Consider the following 19,223-nt stretch of genomic DNA (forward strand, 5'->3'; position numbering starts at 1 on the left):
GTGAATAAAAAATTATTTTGCAAAATGATTTTTTTTGCTTGACTTAGTGACATTTTCTTAATATAATAAATGCTGATGTTTTAATATTAGACTTGATATAATATTCCTGCCACATAAAACAGGATTATAATATAACCCATATTATTGTGGTATAAGAAGGAGGTGCGTTTACAATGAAGATGACATTTCAGCCAAAGACAAGACAGAGATCTAAGGTTCATGGTTTCAGAGCAAGAATGAGTACTCCAGGCGGAAGAAAAGTTTTAGCAGCAAGAAGAGCTAAGGGTAGAAAAAGACTTTCAGCTTAATTAATTTTAATTTTTCGACAGACGGGTGCCAATATTTTATGGGCGTTCGTCTGTCTTTTTTTACGCAGGGCATAAAGCCGGATTATTTGTCTATATGAGAATCTGGTGAATGTCCCATATTTGATAATTATCGAGAGGCATGAGTATTGATATGAAGTATAGTAATTTTGAAACATTGAAGAAAAACAGTGATTTTAAAAAAGTATATAATAAGAAGATTTCGTATGCGAATAAGTATCTTGTTATGTATATTTTAGAGAATGGAACGGATACATTAAGACTTGGAGTATCTGTGAGTAAAAAGGTCGGGAACAGTATCGTCCGGCACAGACTTGCGAGACTTATACGTGAAGCATTTCGTCTTAATAATGATAATGTAAAGCGTGGTCTTGATATTGTCGTTGTGGCAAGAGCGGGTCTGAAAGAAAAAGGTTATAAAGAAACTGAAAGTGCAATGCTTCATCTTATGAAGCATCTTGATATAATTACAGACCCAAAAGAGGAAAATAATGATTAAAAAGTTATTATTAAAGCTGATATGGTTTTATCAACATGCTATATCTCCTTATAAAGGAAGAAGCTACTGTAATTATTACCCGACATGTTCAGAGTATGCAAAAGAGGCAGTTACTGAATATGGTGCATTTAAGGGTGGATTTATGGCATTAAAAAGAATATTAAGATGTAATCCGTTTGTTAAAGGAGGATATGATCCTGTTCCGGTAAAAGGGGCAGTGAATGTAAAAAAGATAACTAAATAGCCTTTGACATATGGATTATTGTTTGGAGGAAACACATGTATAATGCAATCATCGAGCCGATAGCATCTTTACTTGGAAAAGTTCTTGACGTTCTTTTCGTTGGAATCAATGCAATCGGATTGGGAAATATTGCGATAGCAATTATTTTATTTACTTTATTAGTAAAATTGTTAATGCTTCCACTTACTGCAAAGCAGTCTAAGATGATGAAGCTAAATTCTATTATCGGACCTGAAGTAAGAGCAATTCAGAACAAGTATAAGGATAAAAAAGGTGACCAGAATGCAATGCTTAAAATGCAGGAGGAAACTAAAGCTGTATATGCAAAGTATGGAACTTCACAGATGGGTGGATGTGTCCAGATGCTTATCCAGTTTCCTATTCTTCTTGCTTTATACAGGGTATTCCAGAGAATTCCTATGTATGTAACATCACTCAAGGCATTATTTATTAATATTCTTGGTGATGGCGGCAATGGTATTATGAGTGCGGCTGATTATTCTGATTTTATGAGTAATACATTTAATACAGGTACACTTGCAAAAATTGACTGGTCAAATGTTAATGATGCTGTAGTTGCGATGAACTCATTTACAACAGAGCAGTGGAACTTGCTTAAAGAGCATTTCACATCTTATGCATCTGTAATTGCTGATAATCAGACAAAGATTACTGAGATGAATACTTTCCTCGGAATCAATGTTTCACAGGTACCTACATTAGCATTAAATATTGCTATACTTATACCTATTTTATCAGGTGTTACACAGTATATCAGTGTAAGAGTAAGTCAGGGCAAGTCAAATCAGGATGATTCTGATAATCCAGCAGCTGCATCAATGAAGATGATGAATATTTTCATGCCGATTATGTCTGCATTTATCGCATTCTCAGTACCTGCAGGTCTTGGTCTTTACTGGATTGCAACGGCTGTAATCCAGACAATCATCCAGATTTGCATCAATCGTTACTATGATAAACTCGGTGTTGATGAGATTGTAAGAAGAAATGTAGAGCAGCGTAACAAAAAACGTGCCAAAAAGGGATTACCTCCTGAAAAAATAGCTAAGAATGCTACAACAAGCACTAAGAAGATTGATTCAGAGACAAAAAGTCAGGAAAGAATCGATAAGCTTCAGCAGAAGAAAGAACAAAATGATAAAAAAGTAAAAGAAATTCTTGAGGCAACTAATTATTATAAATCAGCTAAACCTGGCAGCCTTGCTGAAAAGGCCGGAATGGTAGCAAAGTATAATGAGAAAAACTCTAAGAAGAATTAACGGAGGTGCGGTTTACTATGGATTATATTGAAGTTTCAGGTAAAAATGTTGATGAAGCACTCACTAATGCTTTAATAAAATTAGAAACAACAAGCGATAAAGTAGAATATGAAGTTATTGAAAAAGGCAGTGCCGGTTTTCTGGGAATGGGAAGAAAACTTGCTGTAATTAAAGTAAGAAAGAAAGAAGACAAGCCGGTTGAGGCAAATGTCAAGGCAAAAGAAACAGAAACACAGAAAGTAGCAGATTCATCTGTTTCATATGAGCCTGTTAAAGCTGAGCCTGTAAAATCAGTTGATAATAATGAGATTAAGGATGACTCACATGAGCAGCCTAAGAAAACATCAAAATATACAACAGTTATGCCTAATGAAGAAGTTGAACGCAGAATTACAACATTTTTAGGTGATATGTTTAAGGCAATGAATCTTGAAGTTAAGATTGATGTTAAATTTGATGATCCTGATTGTGTAAATGTTGAACTTTCTGGTCCTAACATGGGTGTTCTTATAGGCAAGAGAGGACAGACGCTTGATTCTATCCAGTATCTTACAAGCCTTGTTGTAAATAAGGGAAAAGACAAATATGTAAGAATTAAAGTTGATACTGAAGATTACAGAAACAGAAGAAAAGAAACTCTTGAATCACTTGCAAAGAATATTGCTTATAAGGTAAAGAGAAGCAGAAAGCCTGTTTCACTTGAGCCGATGAATCCATATGAGAGAAGAATTATTCATTCAACACTTCAAAATGATAAGTTTGTATCTACAAGAAGTGAGGGTGAAGAACCATTCAGACATGTAGTTGTATATCTTGACAAAGAAAAAAATTCAAGATATTAATTTGTATCTGTTTTAATTCAGTGTATTTTTTAAAGTCATGCGGTTTGTGGCTGTAAAAGCCACAATCTGTATGACAATTTTAATATTAATCAGAGGTATTAGGTATGGAACATACAATAGCCGCAATTTCAACAAGTACAATGAGCAGTGGTGGAATAAGTATTGTAAGAATGAGCGGAAAAGATGCCATTGAGACGGCAGATAAAATATTTGTATCTAAAAACGGAAAAAAACTGTCTGAAGCCAGCAGCCATACTGTTCATTATGGAAATATTGTTGATGAAGACGGTAATATTATAGATGAGGTGCTTGTCATAGTTATGCGTGCACCTAACACATATACAAGAGAGGATGTTGTGGAAATTGACTGTCATGGAGGAATTCTTGTAACAAGAAAAGTTCTTGAAGCGGCGATTAAAGCAGGTGCAAAACCGGCTGAACCCGGCGAGTTCACTAAGAGAGCATTTCTTAACGGAAGAATTGATTTATCGCAGGCAGAGGCGGTAATAGATGTTATTAATTCAAAAAATGAATACGCATTGAAGTCATCTGTAAGCCAGCTTGATGGAAAATTATCTGCAAAAATAAAGGAAATAAGGGAAGTTATCCTTAATCATGTAGCATATATAGAGGCTGCACTTGATGACCCTGAACATATTTCGTTGGATAACTATGTTAATAACATAGAAAAAGATGTGGATAACTGTGTGGATAATGTGTATAAATTGTTGAAAACTTCTGATAACGGTCGTATAATGCGGGATGGAATACGAACTGTTATTTTGGGGAAAACTAATGCGGGTAAATCCAGCCTGCTTAATGCTCTGGCAAAAGAGGAGCGTGCGATAGTAACTGATATAGAGGGAACAACAAGAGATGTACTTGAGGAACAGGTAAATCTCGGTGGAGTTACTCTTAATCTTGTAGATACAGCCGGAATAAGAAAGACAGATGATTATGTTGAGAGCATCGGTGTTGAGAAAGCAAAAAAATATGCACAGGATGCAGATTTAGTAATATTTGTTGTTGACAGTTCAAGACCTTTGGATAAAAATGATGATGATATTATTTCACTTATTCAGAACAAAAATGTTATTGTTCTTTTAAACAAGTCAGATATGGAACAAGTTGTAAAACCTGAGGATTTGAAGAATCTTAATAAATTCAGCATGGTTTCAATTTCGGCAAAGAATGAGACAGGGCTTGATAAGCTTGAACATGCGATAAAAGACATGTTTTTTAACGGTGAAATATCATTTAATGAAGAAATATATATAACAAATGTGCGTCATAAAACGCTTTTACAGGAGGCACTTGACAGCCTTCATATGGTAAAAGATGGAATAAATCAGGGAATGAGCGAGGATTTTCTTACAATTGATTTGATGACGGCGTACGAAAAACTTGGAATGATTATAGGCGAAGAGGTTGAAGATGACCTTGCAGACCGTATTTTCAGTAAATTCTGTATGGGAAAATAAAGATTATTTAAGGAGACTGCTGTGAAAAATTTGTGCGAAACTTATGATGTAGTTGTTGTAGGTGCGGGACATGCCGGCTGTGAGGCTGCTCTTGCATGTGCAAGACTTGGACTTAATACAATTTGTTTTACCGTTAGCTGTGAAAGCATAGCCATGATGCCATGTAATCCTAATATAGGAGGCAGCTCTAAAGGACATCTTGTAAGAGAGATAGATGCTCTTGGTGGTGAGATGGGAAAAAATATAGATGCTACATTTATACAGTCAAAGATGCTTAATAAATCAAAAGGACCTGCTGTGCACTCACTTCGTGCCCAGGCTGACAAGTCTGATTACAGTCACAGAATGAGAAAAATAATGGAAAATACTGATAATCTTTTAGTGCGTCAGGCTGAAGTTTCAGAGATAATAGTTGAAGATGGCATTATAAAAGGTGTAAAGACAGTATCAGGTGCAAGTTATTTTGCTAAAGCAGTTGTTCTTTGTACAGGTGTATATCTCAAGGCAAAGTGTATTTTTGGTGATGTGAGCTATGAAACAGGTCCAAACGGACTTCTTCCTGCAAATCATCTTACACAGTCTCTTGTTGATAATGGAATTGAAGTCAGAAGATTTAAGACAGGTACACCGGCGAGAGTTGACAAGCGTTCTATTGATTTTTCAAAGATGACAGAGCAGTTTGGTGATGAAAGAGTAGTGCCATTTTCATTTACAACCGACCCTGAAACAGTACAAAAAGACCAGGTTTCATGCTGGCTTACATACACAAATGAAGAGACACATAAGATTATAAGAGATAATCTTGACCGTTCTCCGCTCTATGCTGGAGTTATTCACGGAACAGGTCCAAGATATTGTCCTTCAATTGAAGATAAGGTTGTAAGATTTGCGGATAAAGAAAGACATCAGGTATTTATAGAACCTGAAGGACTTTACACTAATGAAATGTATCTTGGTGGAATGTCAAGTTCAATGCCTGAAGATGTTCAGTATGCGATGTATCGTACTGTACCAGGATTAGAAAATGTAAAAATAGTAAGAAACGCGTATGCGATAGAATACGACTGTATAGATGCATTACAGTTAAAGTCAACACTTGAATTTAAGAAAATAAAAGGACTTTTTGCGGGTGGACAGTTTAACGGAAGTTCAGGTTATGAAGAGGCTGCAGCACAGGGAATAATTGCCGGTATCAATGCTGCAATGTATGTAAAAAATGAAGAACCTCTTATTCTTGACCGCTCCGAGGCCTATATTGGTGTATTGATTGACGATCTTGTCACAAAGGAATCAACAGAACCATATAGAATGATGACTTCAAGAGCAGAATACAGGCTGATTTTAAGACAGGATAATGCAGATTTGAGACTTTCAAAATATGGTCACAGAGTTGGTCTTATTAATGATGAGAGAATGGCTAAAGTAGAACTTAAAGAAAAGCAGATTGCTGAAGAAGTCGAGAGAGTAAAATCTGTAAATATCGGTACAGGTAAAGAAGTCCTTGATTTACTTGAAAAGTACGGAAGTACAGAATTAAAGACAGGTGTTACACTTGCTGAGCTTGTTAAAAGACCAGAATTAAATTATGAGATTCTTGCACCTATTGATAAACATAGACCAGAGCTTGCATGGGATGTTGCTGAACAGGTGAATATTAATCTTAAATATGAGGGATATATAGAAAGACAGCTGCGTCAGGTTGAACATTTCAAGAAACTTGAAAGCAAGATTATTCCTGATGATATAGATTATAATGAAATTACCGGATTAAGAAAAGAAGCAATGCAAAAGCTCAATAAGATGAAACCACGTTCAATAGGTCAGGCATCAAGAATTTCAGGAGTATCACCTGCAGATATTTCAGTTCTTCTTGTTTATATGGAACAGTTCAGAAGAAAAAAGATGTAAGGAGAAAGTATTTGGACAGAAGTGAATTTCAAAAAATATTAAAAGAAATTAATGTTGAACTTACGGATAATCAATGTGATCAGTTTGATAAATATTATGAAATTCTTGTTGAATGGAATAAAGTAATGAATCTTACAGGTATTACACAATATGATGAGGTATTAGTTAAGCATTTTGTGGATAGTCTGGCTGTTTTTAAAGCTGTTTGTGAATTATCCGGAACAGATAATGATATAAAAAATAAAATTAACTATTTTAAGAATGTTTCTGTAATAGATGTAGGAACAGGTGCGGGATTTCCCGGAGTACCTATAAAGATTGCATTTCCGGAAACAGATGTATGTCTTCTTGATTCTTTAAATAAACGGGTTAATTTTTTAAATGAAGTTATAAATCAGCTTGGAATAAAAAAAGTTGATGCAATTCACAGCAGAGCTGAGGACGGAGCGAGAAATCCATTATATCGTGAAAAATACAGAATTGGTGTATCAAGAGCAGTAGCAAATCTTGCAACATTAAGCGAGTATGTACTTCCTTTTGTTGAGCCGGGTGGATATTTTATTGCATATAAATCGGGTGAAATAGATGAAGAACTTGAGGCATCTAAAAAAGCAATCGGTGTACTTGGTGGTGAAATTAAGCATGTTTATAAATTTAGTCTGCCCGGTACAGATTTTGGACGTTCATTTGTATTTATAAAGAAAAACAGAATTACGCCTAAGAAATATCCAAGAAAATCAGGACTGCCTTCAAAGGAACCAATTAAATAAAAAATTAAAAATCCGGATGATAGAAAAACATCCGGATTTTTAATTGGTTTCAGCTAAGAAAAATATCAATATTTTTTATGAATTTTAACGGCTGTTCAATCTGTGGATAATGTTTTGCATTTTCAATTGTAACAGATTCTATAGCCGGATTAAGCGATTTATACAATTTTGCAGATTCAATAGCAGTTGTGTCACATGAACCATTAATAATGTAAATGCTATTGTCAATTTTACTTACAGCTTTGCTTATAGAAACAGTTGTATAATGACATTCTGTACTTGTAAAAAGATATTTTGCATTACTTCCGCCAAGATGTGCATTTTCACTGTATGTATCAATAAGATTCTGTGATATTGAATTTTTGTTATTGAAGTATTTTAATACAAATCCGGAATTAAGCTTTTGACGACTCATGCATATATTATAAATGAGAGTGCCTAAAACAGGTGAGTTGAGAAGATATCTTCTTATTTCACACATTTTATCCGGAGTTTTTAATGCTGATTTTATATCCTGTGGACTTACAAGAATCAGTTTATTAAAAATGTATGGATTAGAATACACTGTCATTATTGCCATTGGGGCTGAATCACCCTGTGCAATAATATCCGTTTTTTTATGAATGACATTAATAACAAAATCCTGAATCATCTGTGTATACATATATGTTGTGTATGTTATATTCGGTTTATCGGAATGACCACATCCAAGCAGGTCGATGGCATATACTGTATGATTTCTGCCAAGTGATTTTATTATTCTGTCCCATTCGCATAATGAGCAGGAAGATTTTAAATCGTGAATAAGCAAAATTGGAGAACCCTCTCCTGAAATAGTATACGATATATTACCGAATTTCCATTTATATGTACTGCGTGTTTCTTTATTGGTAAGGTTTTTAATAACAGAAGATGAAAAAATCATCTGATTAATGATATGTGCCGTTGAAATAACAGCTGCAGATGCAGTTACGGCAAGTCCTGCTTTTTTCCATTTATTCATATTACATTCTCCATTCTATACAGAATCATATGTTTCATTTACCATAATATTAATAATATTATAGTATATATGTACTAAACTCGCAACGAATATTAAAAAAATACTTTAAAATTTACTCAATATAATGTATTATATTGTAAATGTTTCAAGGTAATATGATACTGTTGTAATATAAATAGTATATTATGAATATACAGTTCGGTTGTGTTTTTTATGAGCTGCTCCTTGGCAAGCATGGGGAATATTTAATGAGTGAAGTTAGTAAGTTTTTAATTGAAGAATATGATAATACTAATCATAAAATAAATGAAATAAATTATTCTATAAGAGGCTTGGATATTGATATAGATTCAATTGACAATTATCTTAAAAAAATAAGACAAAAGGAAAGTGAACCTGAATCATTATTTGAATCAAAAAATTATGATACATGTTTTCGTGAGGATGAGATTCAAAAACTTGAGAGTCAAAGACAAGAGCTTCTTTCAAAAAAAAGTTTGTTGCAAGATGAACTTTCGGAATTGACATTCAGATGTGAACGTATAAAAAAATTATGTGATGATTGTAATAATGATGTAATTGCATCAGAGATATATAATAATAATTCAAAAGTATATTCACATACAGTAAGTATGAATGAATTGTCTAATCAGGAAAAAGACAGAAGACGTATTGCGATGGATATACATGACACTGTAGTTCAAGATTTGGCGGCAATAATTTTTAAAAATGAATTTATTCTGCATATTATGCAGAGTGATATTGAACGTGCCAGAATTGAAATTAAAAATAACAGTGATATGTTAAATAACTGTATAAGTGAATTAAGAAATATAATTTTTAATCTAAGACCTTTGCCATTGGAAAATTCTAATTTTAAAGATAGTTTTTGTAAGATGGTTGATTTACTTCAAAAAAAAACAAATATTTTAATTCAATATGAATATAAAGGCGATGAATGTCCGGATATAGATAAGGTTCTTCTTATTAATGTAATAAGAATGATTTTTGAATTGTGTACAAATTCTATTAAACATTCAAGAGGAACAAATATTTATATTAGTATTGAGATAACAAAAAAAAGCATTAAATTCTTTGTGGCTGATAATGGCTGTGGATTTGATTATAATAATGTATGTAAAAATACTAAAGGACAAGGATTATCAATGATAAGAGACAGATTATACATTTTTAATGGTTCTGTTAAAGTAACAAAAAATAATGATAAGGGAATTAAATTTTATATTGATATTCCTTTGGAGTACAAAGAAAAATAGATATAAATGGAGTTAAGTATTATGGCAGTTAATATTGTTATTGCAGATGATCATAAAATGGTAAGGGAAGGTTTAAAATGTCTTCTTGAATTAGATAAGGCATATAATGTTGTTGGAGAGGCAGGAGATGGATATGAATGTCTTGATGTTGTTAGCAAGACAAATCCTGATATTATAATTATGGATATTAATATGCCAAATCTTGATGGATTACAGACATTAAAAATTATGCGTCAGGAAAATATAAATAAAAAAGTTATAATGGTTACACTTTATGATGATGTTGATTATTTAATAAAGGCTCTTGATTATAAATGTAATGGTTATGTTTTAAAAAATTCAGATTTTTCTATTTTAAAGGACGCTATTGACAGCGTTGAAAAAAATGAGATTTATGTAGAACCTAGTCTTACAGTAATGCTTAATTCAAGCCTTGCAAGGAGAGATGTTAAGAAATCTATGATAGATTCTCTTACAAAGAGGGAACTTGAGATATTAAAGCTTATTGCACAGGGACTTCTTAATAAAGAAATTGCAGCAATGTTAAATATTAGCGAAAGAACAGTTAAAAATCATATATCAAATATATTTAAGAAAATTGATGTATCAGATAGAACACAGGCTGCAGTTTTTGCAATTAAAAATGGAATAGTTGAGATTAAGTAATTAATTATATATAATTGATATGTATATGGATGAGATTTGTAGGTCAAGTCTCATCTTTTTTTATGTTTGTTATTATATGCGTGCTATTATATAAAACTTATGTTTATAAAAATTGATGACTGCCTAATGTATCAAAAAAAATAAAGAAAAAATTATATAATATACAACAAAAAATAAATATTGTGTGTTATAATTATTAATGGTATTGAGTTATATTTAATTAATGAAAATGCTAATGTGATATATATTCTTTAGATGTTTCACGTGAAACATCTTATGTGATATTTATAAGTTATATATATGTTTCACGTGAAACATTATTGGTTGTGGCAGCTGAATAAATATATGCAAGTAAATGCAAGGACGCGAACATATATGGAAATCGAGGAGTTATGGGGAGAATAATAGCAATAGCAAATCAGAAGGGTGGCGTAGGCAAAACTACGACAGCAATTAACCTTTCAGCATGTCTTGCTGAAAAAGGTCAAAGAGTTCTAGTTATAGATATAGATCCGCAGGGAAATACGACAAGTGGATTGGGGATAGCAAAAGACAATGTAGATAATACAATATATGAAGTTATGTTGCAAGAAATTGATATATCTGATGCAATATGTAAAGATATATTTGAAAATCTTGATATCATTCCATCTAATGTAAATCTTGCCGGGGCAGAGATTGATTTGATTGATATTGAAAATCGAGAATATATTTTAAAAAATGCAATTAATACAGTAAGAAATAATTATGATTATGTTATATTGGATTGTCCTCCATCACTAAGTATGCTTACTGTAAATGCGATGACAGCAGCTGATACTGTATTAGTTCCAATTCAATGTGAATATTATGCGTTGGAAGGTTTGACTCAGCTTATACATACAATTAATCTTGTAAAGAAAAAATTGAATCCACTTCTTGAACTTGAAGGTGTTGTATTTACAATGTATGATTCGAGAACAAATTTGTCACTTCAGGTTGTAGAGAATGTTAAGGATAATTTAAAACAGAATATTTATAAGACAATCATACCTAGAAATATCAGACTTGCAGAAGCACCAAGTCATGGATTGCCGATTAATAAGTATGATACAAAATCATCAGGAGCTGAGAGTTATAGGATGCTTGCAGATGAAGTTATGAGTAGATGATTACCTATGTCTTATTAAATCGAAAGTGATATAACAAAATTATTAAATGAGTTGGAGGAAATATATAAATGGCAGTTAGCAAAAAAACCTCATCCAGTAAAAGTTCATCAAAAGGACTTGGTAAAGGATTGGGACGTGGAATTAATGCTTTAATTCCTGAAGAGCCAGCAGAAACAAATGAAAAAGTAATAGTTAAAGAAGTTGTGGTTAAAGAGCCGGCAGAGACAAAGGTAAGATTATCTCAAGTTGAGCCAAATAGAGAACAGCCAAGAAAAATGTTTGATGAAGATGCCCTTATTGAATTATCTGAATCAATTAAACAGTATGGTGTATTACAGCCATTACTTGTGCAGAAAAAGGATAATTATTATGAAATAATTGCCGGTGAGAGAAGATGGAGAGCAGCAAAACTGGCAGGAGTCAAAGAAGTGCCGGTTATTATAAAAGATTATTCTGACCAGGAAGTAATGGAAATTGCTCTTATTGAAAATATTCAGAGAGAAGATTTGAATCCAATTGAAGAGGCACAGGCATATCAGAGACTTATAAAGGATTATCGTTTAAAGCAGGATGAAGTTGCTGAAAAGGTATCTAAATCAAGAGCAGCAATTACTAATTCGTTGAGATTATTAAAGCTTGATTCTAGAGTTCAGGAAATGGTTATGGAAGGAAAATTAAGTAATGGCCATGCGAGAACTATTATTGGAATTGAAGATGGTGATAAGCAATATATGATTGCACAAAAGATTTTTGACGAAAAGCTTAGTGTGCGTGAAGTAGAAAAACTTATGCGTGATCTTGATAAACCTGAAAAACCAGTAAAACAGGCACCAGAAAATGATTTTATTTACAGAGACCTTGAAGATAAATTCAGCAAAATATTAGGCAGTCAGGTTGCAATAAAAAACAAAAATAATAATAAGGGTAAAATTGAAATTGAGTATTACTCTCAGGCAGAATTAGAAAGAATATATGAGATGCTCAAAAAAACACAGGAATAAGGTTTGCTTCGCAAAACAAGGAGGATAAGAGATAAGATGATTGATTTTTATGGCTTGTTTTCTGTAGATGCTGCATATGTATTTACGGGAATGGCGGCAGTAACGTTGATTTCGCTAATCATAGCGATTATATCTATATGCAAAACTTCATCAATGAAAAAGAAATACAAGGAATTCATGAGTGGAAGTGATGGAACATCTATAGAAGAACTTATAAAGGGTAATCTGGAAGATGTTAATCAGATTAAAAAACTATCTATTAAGAATGAAAATAATATAAAAGATATATATGAAAAAATGGAATACACATTCCAGAAGATTGGCGTTGTTAAGTATGATGCATTCCATGAAATGGGTGGAAAACTCAGTTTTGCATTATGTATGCTTGATAAGCTGAATAACGGATATCTTGTAAATGTTATGCATAGTAATAATGGTTGCTTTGCTTATGTTAAAGAGATTGTTGATGGTCAGTCTTATATTGAACTTGGCGAAGAGGAACAAAAAGCTCTTGATGAAGCAGTTGCAGGAAGAACCGGCGATGCCATACTTGGCAAAAAGGTTAATGAAATGCTTGAAAATAGTGGAAAAAATAAGTAAAATGGTGCATAATATCAAAGGATATAAATTAGTTTGTGGATAGCACTGTTTCACAAATGAAGATAAGCGTATGTTTCACGTGATGTATTATTTTAGATTATAAATATTAAGAAGACAGTGCAGAAATGAGGAAAAATGTTAGATTTGAAATTTGTCAGAGAGAATCCTGACATTGTTAAACAGAATATTAAAAATAAATTTCAGGATAGAAAGCTTCCGTTAGTTGATGAAGTTATTGAACTTGATGCAAAGGCAAGAGCAGTTAAGACAGAAGCTGATGAACTTCGTGCAAACAGAAATAAGCTTTCTAAGCAGATTGGTGCTTTAATGGGACAGGGAAAGAAAGAAGAAGCAGAAGCTGTTAAGGCTCAGGTTAATGCAGATGCTGACAGATTAAAGGAACTTGAAGCACAGGAAAGTGAACTTAATGCAAAAGTAACTGAGATTATGATGACGATTCCTAACATAATTGATCCTAGTGTTCCAATTGGTAAGGATGATAGCGAAAATGTTGAAATTGAAAAATTCGGTGAACCTGTAGTTCCTGATTTTGAAGTACCATATCACACAGAAATCATGGCCAAATTTAATGGCATAGACCTTGATTCAGCAGGCAAGGTGGCAGGTAATGGATTCTATTACCTTATGGGTGACATTGCAAGACTTCATTCAGCAGTAATTTCTTATGCAAGAGATTTCATGATTGACAGAGGCTTCACATACTGTGTACCTCCATTTATGATAAGAAGTAATGTTGTTACAGGCGTTATGAGTTTTGATGAGATGGATGCCATGATGTACAAGATTGAAGGTGAAGATCTTTATCTTATCGGTACAAGTGAACATTCAATGATTGGTAAGTTTATTGATACAATTACACCAGAATCAGAACTTCCTAAGACTCTTACAAGTTATTCACCATGTTTCAGAAAAGAAAAAGGTGCTCATGGTATTGAGGAGAGAGGTGTATACAGAATTCATCAGTTCGAAAAGCAGGAAATGATTGTTGTATGTAAGCCTGAAGACAGCAAGATGTGGTTTGATAAACTTTGGAAGAATACAGTTGATTTATTCAGAAGTCTTGATATTCCTGTAAGAACTCTTGAGTGCTGCTCAGGCGATCTTGCAGATTTAAAAGTTAAATCTATCGATGTTGAAGCATGGTCTCCAAGACAGAAGAAATATTTTGAAGTAGGTTCATGTTCTAACCTTGGCGATGCACAGGCAAGAAGACTTAAAATCAGAGTTCAGGATGAAAACAAGAATAAGTATTTTGCACATACTCTTAATAACACGGTTGTTGCGCCACCAAGAATGCTTATCGCATTTCTTGAAAATAACCTTCAGGCAGATGGAAGCGTAAGAATTCCTGAAGTTTTAAGACCATATATGGGTGGTAAATCTAAGCTTGGCGAATAATGGACACCACATTAATATATATGTATAAATATTAATATTAAATAAACAAAGTAGACAATTTATTGAAATGCATTTTAATATATGATATATTTTGTAATTGGTAAATACTGTGAGCAATACATTTTGCCCACAGTATTTTTATGTTATAGCAGTGTAAAAATGAATGAACTTGTGCGGATGTATCTGACTGGCGTAAGCATAGTGGATTAGTAAGTATATTACATCTGTAAAGGTTGTAAAAATAGCTAAAATATGATAAATTATACATATAAGCAGAGGTGAATTTGTTTTGAACAGTTTTAGACAAATGGAGGGCAGAACAGTTCTATGAGGTTGGTTAAGATTGATGATTTAAATGGGAGCGAAGTACTTGCTGTTCCGATAATGTCTGCCAAAGATCAGGTTTTAATACAGTCTGACACGGTACTGCGTGGAGAGTATATTGATAAACTGCGTAAGTATAATATTCCATCTGTATACATAAAAGATGATGTAAAATTTGACGTTGAAGCAACCCTTCAAAATTCAAAAAAGGTTGTTGAGAGTATACTTGAGCGTCATATTTATAAACATAATGATGAATTAAAAAGAATAGGTGAGCAGGCTAACAAGATTATTGACAGTGTATTATCTGAACCTGAGGTACTTGAGTCAGTAACAGATATAAGAAATATTAGTACAGATATGTATTCACATTGTATTAATGTATGTGTGCTTTCTACGATTCTGGCATTAAGATTAAAGATGAATGAGCGTCAGGTGCGTAATGTTTCCATGGGTGCGATACTTCATGATATAGGATTGAAGTATATACAGGTTCCGTATATTGATATTAGTGTTTCACAGATGAGAGCATCAGACGTTCCGGAATATAAGAAACATACTATTTATGGATATAGCTCTATTCAGGAAGAAGAGTGGATTTCAGATGTTTCAAAGGAGATTATTCTTCTTCATCATGAACAGGTTGATGGAGAAGGATTTCCATTTAAACAGAAGGGCGATAAATTAAAATCAGAAGTTAAGATTGTTTCAATATGTGATGATTATGACAGTCTTATAAGCGGAATTGGTAATAAGAAGATTAAGGTTTATCAGGCAATTGAGTATATTCGTGTTAATGCAGGTAAGAAGTATGATTCTACTATAGCAGCAAAGTTTCTTGAGACGATTGCATGGTATCCTGTTGGAATAAAGGTTGTTCTTAATGATGGTGATGTCGGAATAGTAATAAGACAGAATAAAGATTCAACTGACAGACCGGTAATAAAGATGCTCACTCATGCAGATGGAAGTGAGTATAATCCACAGACAGAGATAGATTTGTTAAAAAAACTCACATTGTTTGTTGTTGATACATTGTAGGAATGAGGAATATATGAATTTATATTTAAGTGCCATTGGATTTTCAGATATGGATTCAATGAAAGAGTCAAGATTTATCAAGGCGGCTGTCAGACAATGTATTGATGAGGGATACATATTAAAAAATGAATCATTAAAACGTGGGGTTGCTGTTGTAAGGGTAAGTGAGTCGGCAGGGATATATATTTTTGGAAGATACGAAGGAAAGAAGTTCGTATATGAATATTATTATCCATTTATAATAGGAAATAAAATCTCTGAAAATGATGAGCTTACAATAGAAAGGCATGTTGATAAGGAATCATATTCTATTGTATGTGATGAATCGCGGACAGGTGTGACCCTTATTTTTTATTTACAAAATGTTATGGATTATATGAATTATGTAACTAGCCGTCCTGATTATATAAAAGGTTCATTTAATCCGGATACAAGGAATGCTATTGCAAAATGTCCTATAAAAAATACACCGGTGGTATTGTCAGCACTTTCACTTGGTGGTATGATTCTTTTGCCGATAGATAAAAGCAGTCGTAAATCAGCTAAAAATACAGAAGCTGAAAAAAAGCGAAGAAAGCTTATTGCAGCGGCAAAAAATGGTGACGAAGAAGCAAGGGAGAGTCTTACAATTGAAGATATTGATACATATACAAAGATTTGTCAGAGGATTATGTATGAAGATGTATTTTCAATTGTTGATTCAACATTTATGCCGTGTGGTGTTGAATGTGACCAGTATTCGGTAATAGGTGAAATTCTTGAGTTATCAAAAGAGCGTAATTCTTATACGGGAGAGAATATATATATTATGAATCTTGAATGTAATGATGTTGAATTTACGCTGGGGATAAATGAGAAACATTTACTCGGGGAACCTATGGTAGGCAGACGTTTCAAAGGGCAGATATGGCTTCAGGGAAATGTTAAATTTAATAAATAACAAAAATAAAATGACAGGAGAGAAATGATATGAAAAGGTTAAGAGGTATAGGCGTACAGCTTGTTATATTTTTTATAATTGCAATCAGTATTCCTACATTCATGTTGGCAATTGATGTTGTTGTTACAACAAAGTCAACACAGAGAAGTAATATGCAGCTTACAAGTGAGCAGACACTTCAGGAGTCAAAGAAAGGTTTTGAGACTTATTTAAAAACACTAAGTCAGCCTATCGATTTGCTTACACGTAAAAATGAAGTTAAGCATCTTGAAGATCAGGGAACTATTGATGATAATGTAAAAGCAATTCAGGATTCACTTTGTGCATCAGTTAAGGTTACAAGCGGTGCAAAGAGAGCATTCTTTACAACAAAGACTGGATATAAGATTACAGGCTGGGTTGAGCCAAATCCTGCAAATGGTAAGACAACTAATAAGAAAACAGTTGTGACTAATGCCAATGATACATCAAAAGTATGGTATAAGAACAGTATTGGTCTTGCTGCAAGAAATAATGTTTACGCATATATGAGCGACCCATATAAAGACAGCGAGACAGGTGATACAATTTTTACTGTTTCACAGGAAATTAAGTATAAAAACAATGAAAATTACGGCGTTGTGGGTATGGATATTGATTTCTCAGAAGTAACAGAGTATGTTCAGAATATTGGTCTTTTAAATACTGGTTATGTTCTTCTTGTTGACAGCAACGGACAGGTTATCGTTGATAATGAAAGAAATACATATTGCAGCGGAAGTGTTACATCACTTGGCTTCTGGGATAAGTTAAACAGTTACAAAGGCAGCGAAAATGAATATGGCATCAATATTTTCTCAGAAAAGATTAATGGTGAAAATGTAGAAGTTATCGCTACGAAGGATGAGGTAACAGGATGGACACTTGTTGGTTTTGTAAGTGATAAAGAAACTGCTTCAGTTGTTTCAAAGATTACAACTGCTACAGTAAGAACAGGTGCTGTTTCATTTATAATCGGTATTATAATTGCTATTCTTGTAACTATGACATTTACAAAAGAAATCAAGAAGATTAACGGTGTTATGAAGAGTGTAGCTTCTGGAGATCTTACACAGAGAATTCCTATAAGAAAGAAGAACGAATTTGGTACACTTGAGAATAACTTTAATGAAATGGTAGATAATGTATCTGTACTTATAAAAGATGTGGAAGAACATTCAGAAATTATTATTAAGTCTTCAGAAAATATTTCAGAAATCAGCAAGACTACAACTGAGACTGTAAATCAGGTATCAGAAGCTATACAGAGTGTATCTACAGGTGCTGTAGGACAGGCTGAGAGTACAAGCAATGCTACTAAGGAAGTTGAAAATCTTGCAGAAAAACTTCATGAGACTAAGGCATATGTAAGTGATATTAATGATATGTCAGTTGAAACACAGAAGTTAAGTAATCAGGGTATTGATATTGTTGATAACCTTATCGGTAAGGCACAGCAGTCTATTGATAATTCAAGACTTTCTAAGGAAGTTATGAAGGAAATGGTTGAAAGTATCGAAAAGATTAACTTCATTTCCAATGCGATTACAGAGATTACAGAGCAGACAAATCTTCTTTCGCTTAATGCAAGTATTGAGGCTGCAAGAGCCGGTGAGAGCGGACGTGGATTTGCTGTTGTTGCTGATGAAATCAGAAAGCTTGCTGAACAGTCACAGGCTTCTACAGATGAGATTAAGCAGATTGTAAATGAGATTTCAGAAAAGTCACAGCTTGTTGAGAAGACTCTTGATGAGACAGATGACATTATAACAGAACAGAATATGTCAATTCAGGATACTAAGAACCTGTTTAATACAATTTCTAATTCAGTTAATGCACTCAAGGAAGGTCTTGATAATATTACAAATCTTAATACTCAGATGGATGACAGCAGACAGAGCGTTATTGATAAGATGGAAGATGTTGCTGCAATTTCAACAGAAACAGCCGCAGCAGCAGAAGAGGTTACTGCTTCAGCAGAAGAAGTAAATGCTACAATGCACAACCTTAACCAGTGCACAATCGAGCTTGATGAGATTGCTGTCGCATTGAGAGAGTCAATTGACAAGTTTACTCTTGAATAAGATTGTGAGCCAAATTTTATGTGGTGATGGTGATTTAATTGTATTTGACCATGTAAGTGATATATGATACAATAATTGGTATGTTAATGAGGAGTAATCTTTATTGGCATACCAATTTTGTTCTCGTAGTTAAATGGATATAACGAGCGCCTCCTAAGCGCTAGTTGTGGGTTCGATTCCCGCCGGGAACATTTGATTTTGCAACAGTGAAGATCGAAGCTTCATTGTTGTTTTTTTTATTTTATGGTGCTTGCGAGCACCGAAAAAATATAAAAATGAGTAATTGGAGCACCGAAAAGACAAAACGGGCACCGAGAACTAAATCTATCCAAGCACCCAATGGTTCAAA

18 protein-coding genes and 1 tRNA gene are annotated in these 19,223 nt (G+C 33.4%); 18 read left to right on the top strand and 1 reads right to left on the bottom strand.

From position 1 onward, the window contains the following. Positions 1–173 precede the first annotated feature (173 nt). The 8 genes from rpmH (at position 174) to rsmG (ending at position 7,350) form a co-directional block, all read left to right on the top strand. The gene (gene rpmH / locus H8S01_RS13155) at positions 174–308 is read left to right on the top strand and encodes a 50S ribosomal protein L34 (RefSeq protein ID WP_021865625.1); all 135 of its coding nucleotides are present in this window, start codon (positions 174–176) and stop codon (positions 306–308) included. Positions 309–459: 151 nt separating this feature from the next. Continuing rightward, complete coding sequence (gene rnpA / locus H8S01_RS13160) at positions 460–825, top strand: ribonuclease P protein component (RefSeq protein ID WP_186837475.1); 366 nt, start codon at positions 460–462, stop codon at positions 823–825. Further along, positions 818–1,069: a membrane protein insertion efficiency factor YidD gene (gene yidD, locus H8S01_RS13165; protein WP_021865623.1), complete on the top strand. Its 252-nt coding sequence runs from the start codon at positions 818–820 to the stop codon at positions 1,067–1,069. Before rnpA ends, yidD begins: the two co-directional genes overlap by 8 nt. Before the next feature lie 35 nt (positions 1,070–1,104). After that, the gene (gene yidC / locus H8S01_RS13170; RefSeq protein WP_021865622.1) at positions 1,105–2,349 is read left to right on the top strand and encodes a membrane protein insertase YidC; all 1,245 of its coding nucleotides are present in this window, start codon (positions 1,105–1,107) and stop codon (positions 2,347–2,349) included. Positions 2,350–2,366: 17 nt separating this feature from the next. Next, positions 2,367–3,191, top strand: coding sequence for an RNA-binding cell elongation regulator Jag/EloR (jag, locus tag H8S01_RS13175; protein ID WP_021865621.1), 825 nt, complete (start codon positions 2,367–2,369; stop codon positions 3,189–3,191). Between the two features lie 104 nt (positions 3,192–3,295). Continuing rightward, the gene (mnmE, locus tag H8S01_RS13180; protein WP_021865620.1) at positions 3,296–4,672 is read left to right on the top strand and encodes a tRNA uridine-5-carboxymethylaminomethyl(34) synthesis GTPase MnmE; all 1,377 of its coding nucleotides are present in this window, start codon (positions 3,296–3,298) and stop codon (positions 4,670–4,672) included. 21 nt (positions 4,673–4,693) lie between these two features. Continuing rightward, positions 4,694–6,580 (top strand): tRNA uridine-5-carboxymethylaminomethyl(34) synthesis enzyme MnmG, encoded by a 1,887-nt coding sequence (mnmG, locus tag H8S01_RS13185; protein WP_021865619.1) that lies wholly within the window; start codon positions 4,694–4,696, stop codon positions 6,578–6,580. Positions 6,581–6,591: 11 nt separating this feature from the next. Further along, positions 6,592–7,350, top strand: a complete 759-nt coding sequence (rsmG, locus tag H8S01_RS13190; protein ID WP_021865618.1) for a 16S rRNA (guanine(527)-N(7))-methyltransferase RsmG — start codon at positions 6,592–6,594, stop codon at positions 7,348–7,350. 49 nt (positions 7,351–7,399) lie between these two features. Here the strand turns inward: rsmG and H8S01_RS13195 are convergent, their stop codons facing one another. Then, on the bottom strand, positions 7,400–8,353 hold the full coding sequence (locus H8S01_RS13195) for an alpha/beta fold hydrolase (protein WP_186837476.1): 954 nt from the start codon (positions 8,351–8,353) through the stop codon (positions 7,400–7,402). 248 nt (positions 8,354–8,601) lie between these two features. On the opposite strand from H8S01_RS13195, the gene H8S01_RS13200 reads away from it, so the two are divergent. From H8S01_RS13200 to H8S01_RS13245, 10 genes are all read left to right on the top strand, one after another. After that, positions 8,602–9,630: a sensor histidine kinase gene (locus H8S01_RS13200; RefSeq protein WP_186837477.1), complete on the top strand. Its 1,029-nt coding sequence runs from the start codon at positions 8,602–8,604 to the stop codon at positions 9,628–9,630. A 21-nt stretch (positions 9,631–9,651) separates the two neighbouring features. Continuing rightward, complete coding sequence (locus H8S01_RS13205; RefSeq protein WP_186837478.1) at positions 9,652–10,296, top strand: response regulator; 645 nt, start codon at positions 9,652–9,654, stop codon at positions 10,294–10,296. Positions 10,297–10,688: 392 nt separating this feature from the next. Beyond that, a complete protein-coding gene (locus H8S01_RS13210; protein ID WP_021865614.1) occupies positions 10,689–11,447 on the top strand; it encodes a ParA family protein in 759 nt (252 codons plus the stop codon). A 68-nt stretch (positions 11,448–11,515) separates the two neighbouring features. Then, positions 11,516–12,448, top strand: a complete 933-nt coding sequence (locus H8S01_RS13215) for a ParB/RepB/Spo0J family partition protein (protein WP_021865613.1) — start codon at positions 11,516–11,518, stop codon at positions 12,446–12,448. Positions 12,449–12,484: 36 nt separating this feature from the next. Continuing rightward, positions 12,485–13,048, top strand: a complete 564-nt coding sequence (locus tag H8S01_RS13220; protein WP_186837479.1) for a DUF4446 family protein — start codon at positions 12,485–12,487, stop codon at positions 13,046–13,048. 135 nt (positions 13,049–13,183) lie between these two features. Beyond that, positions 13,184–14,467, top strand: a complete 1,284-nt coding sequence (serS, locus tag H8S01_RS13225) for a serine--tRNA ligase (protein ID WP_186837480.1) — start codon at positions 13,184–13,186, stop codon at positions 14,465–14,467. Between the two features lie 327 nt (positions 14,468–14,794). Further along, positions 14,795–15,832, top strand: coding sequence for an HD-GYP domain-containing protein (locus H8S01_RS13230; RefSeq protein ID WP_021865610.1), 1,038 nt, complete (start codon positions 14,795–14,797; stop codon positions 15,830–15,832). A gap of 13 nt (positions 15,833–15,845) precedes the next feature. Beyond that, positions 15,846–16,772, top strand: a complete 927-nt coding sequence (locus tag H8S01_RS13235; protein WP_186837481.1) for a DUF3881 family protein — start codon at positions 15,846–15,848, stop codon at positions 16,770–16,772. A gap of 29 nt (positions 16,773–16,801) precedes the next feature. Further along, positions 16,802–18,874 (top strand): methyl-accepting chemotaxis protein, encoded by a 2,073-nt coding sequence (locus H8S01_RS13240; protein WP_186837482.1) that lies wholly within the window; start codon positions 16,802–16,804, stop codon positions 18,872–18,874. Positions 18,875–18,993: 119 nt separating this feature from the next. Further along, positions 18,994–19,065: transfer RNA gene (locus tag H8S01_RS13245), tRNA-Arg, on the top strand. The last annotated feature ends 158 nt before the right edge of the window (positions 19,066–19,223 follow it).

Origin of the sequence: Lachnospira hominis (ex Liu et al. 2021) (genome assembly GCF_014287955.1) — a bacterium.
Classification (GTDB): Bacteria; Bacillota; Clostridia; order Lachnospirales; family Lachnospiraceae; genus Lachnospira; species Lachnospira hominis.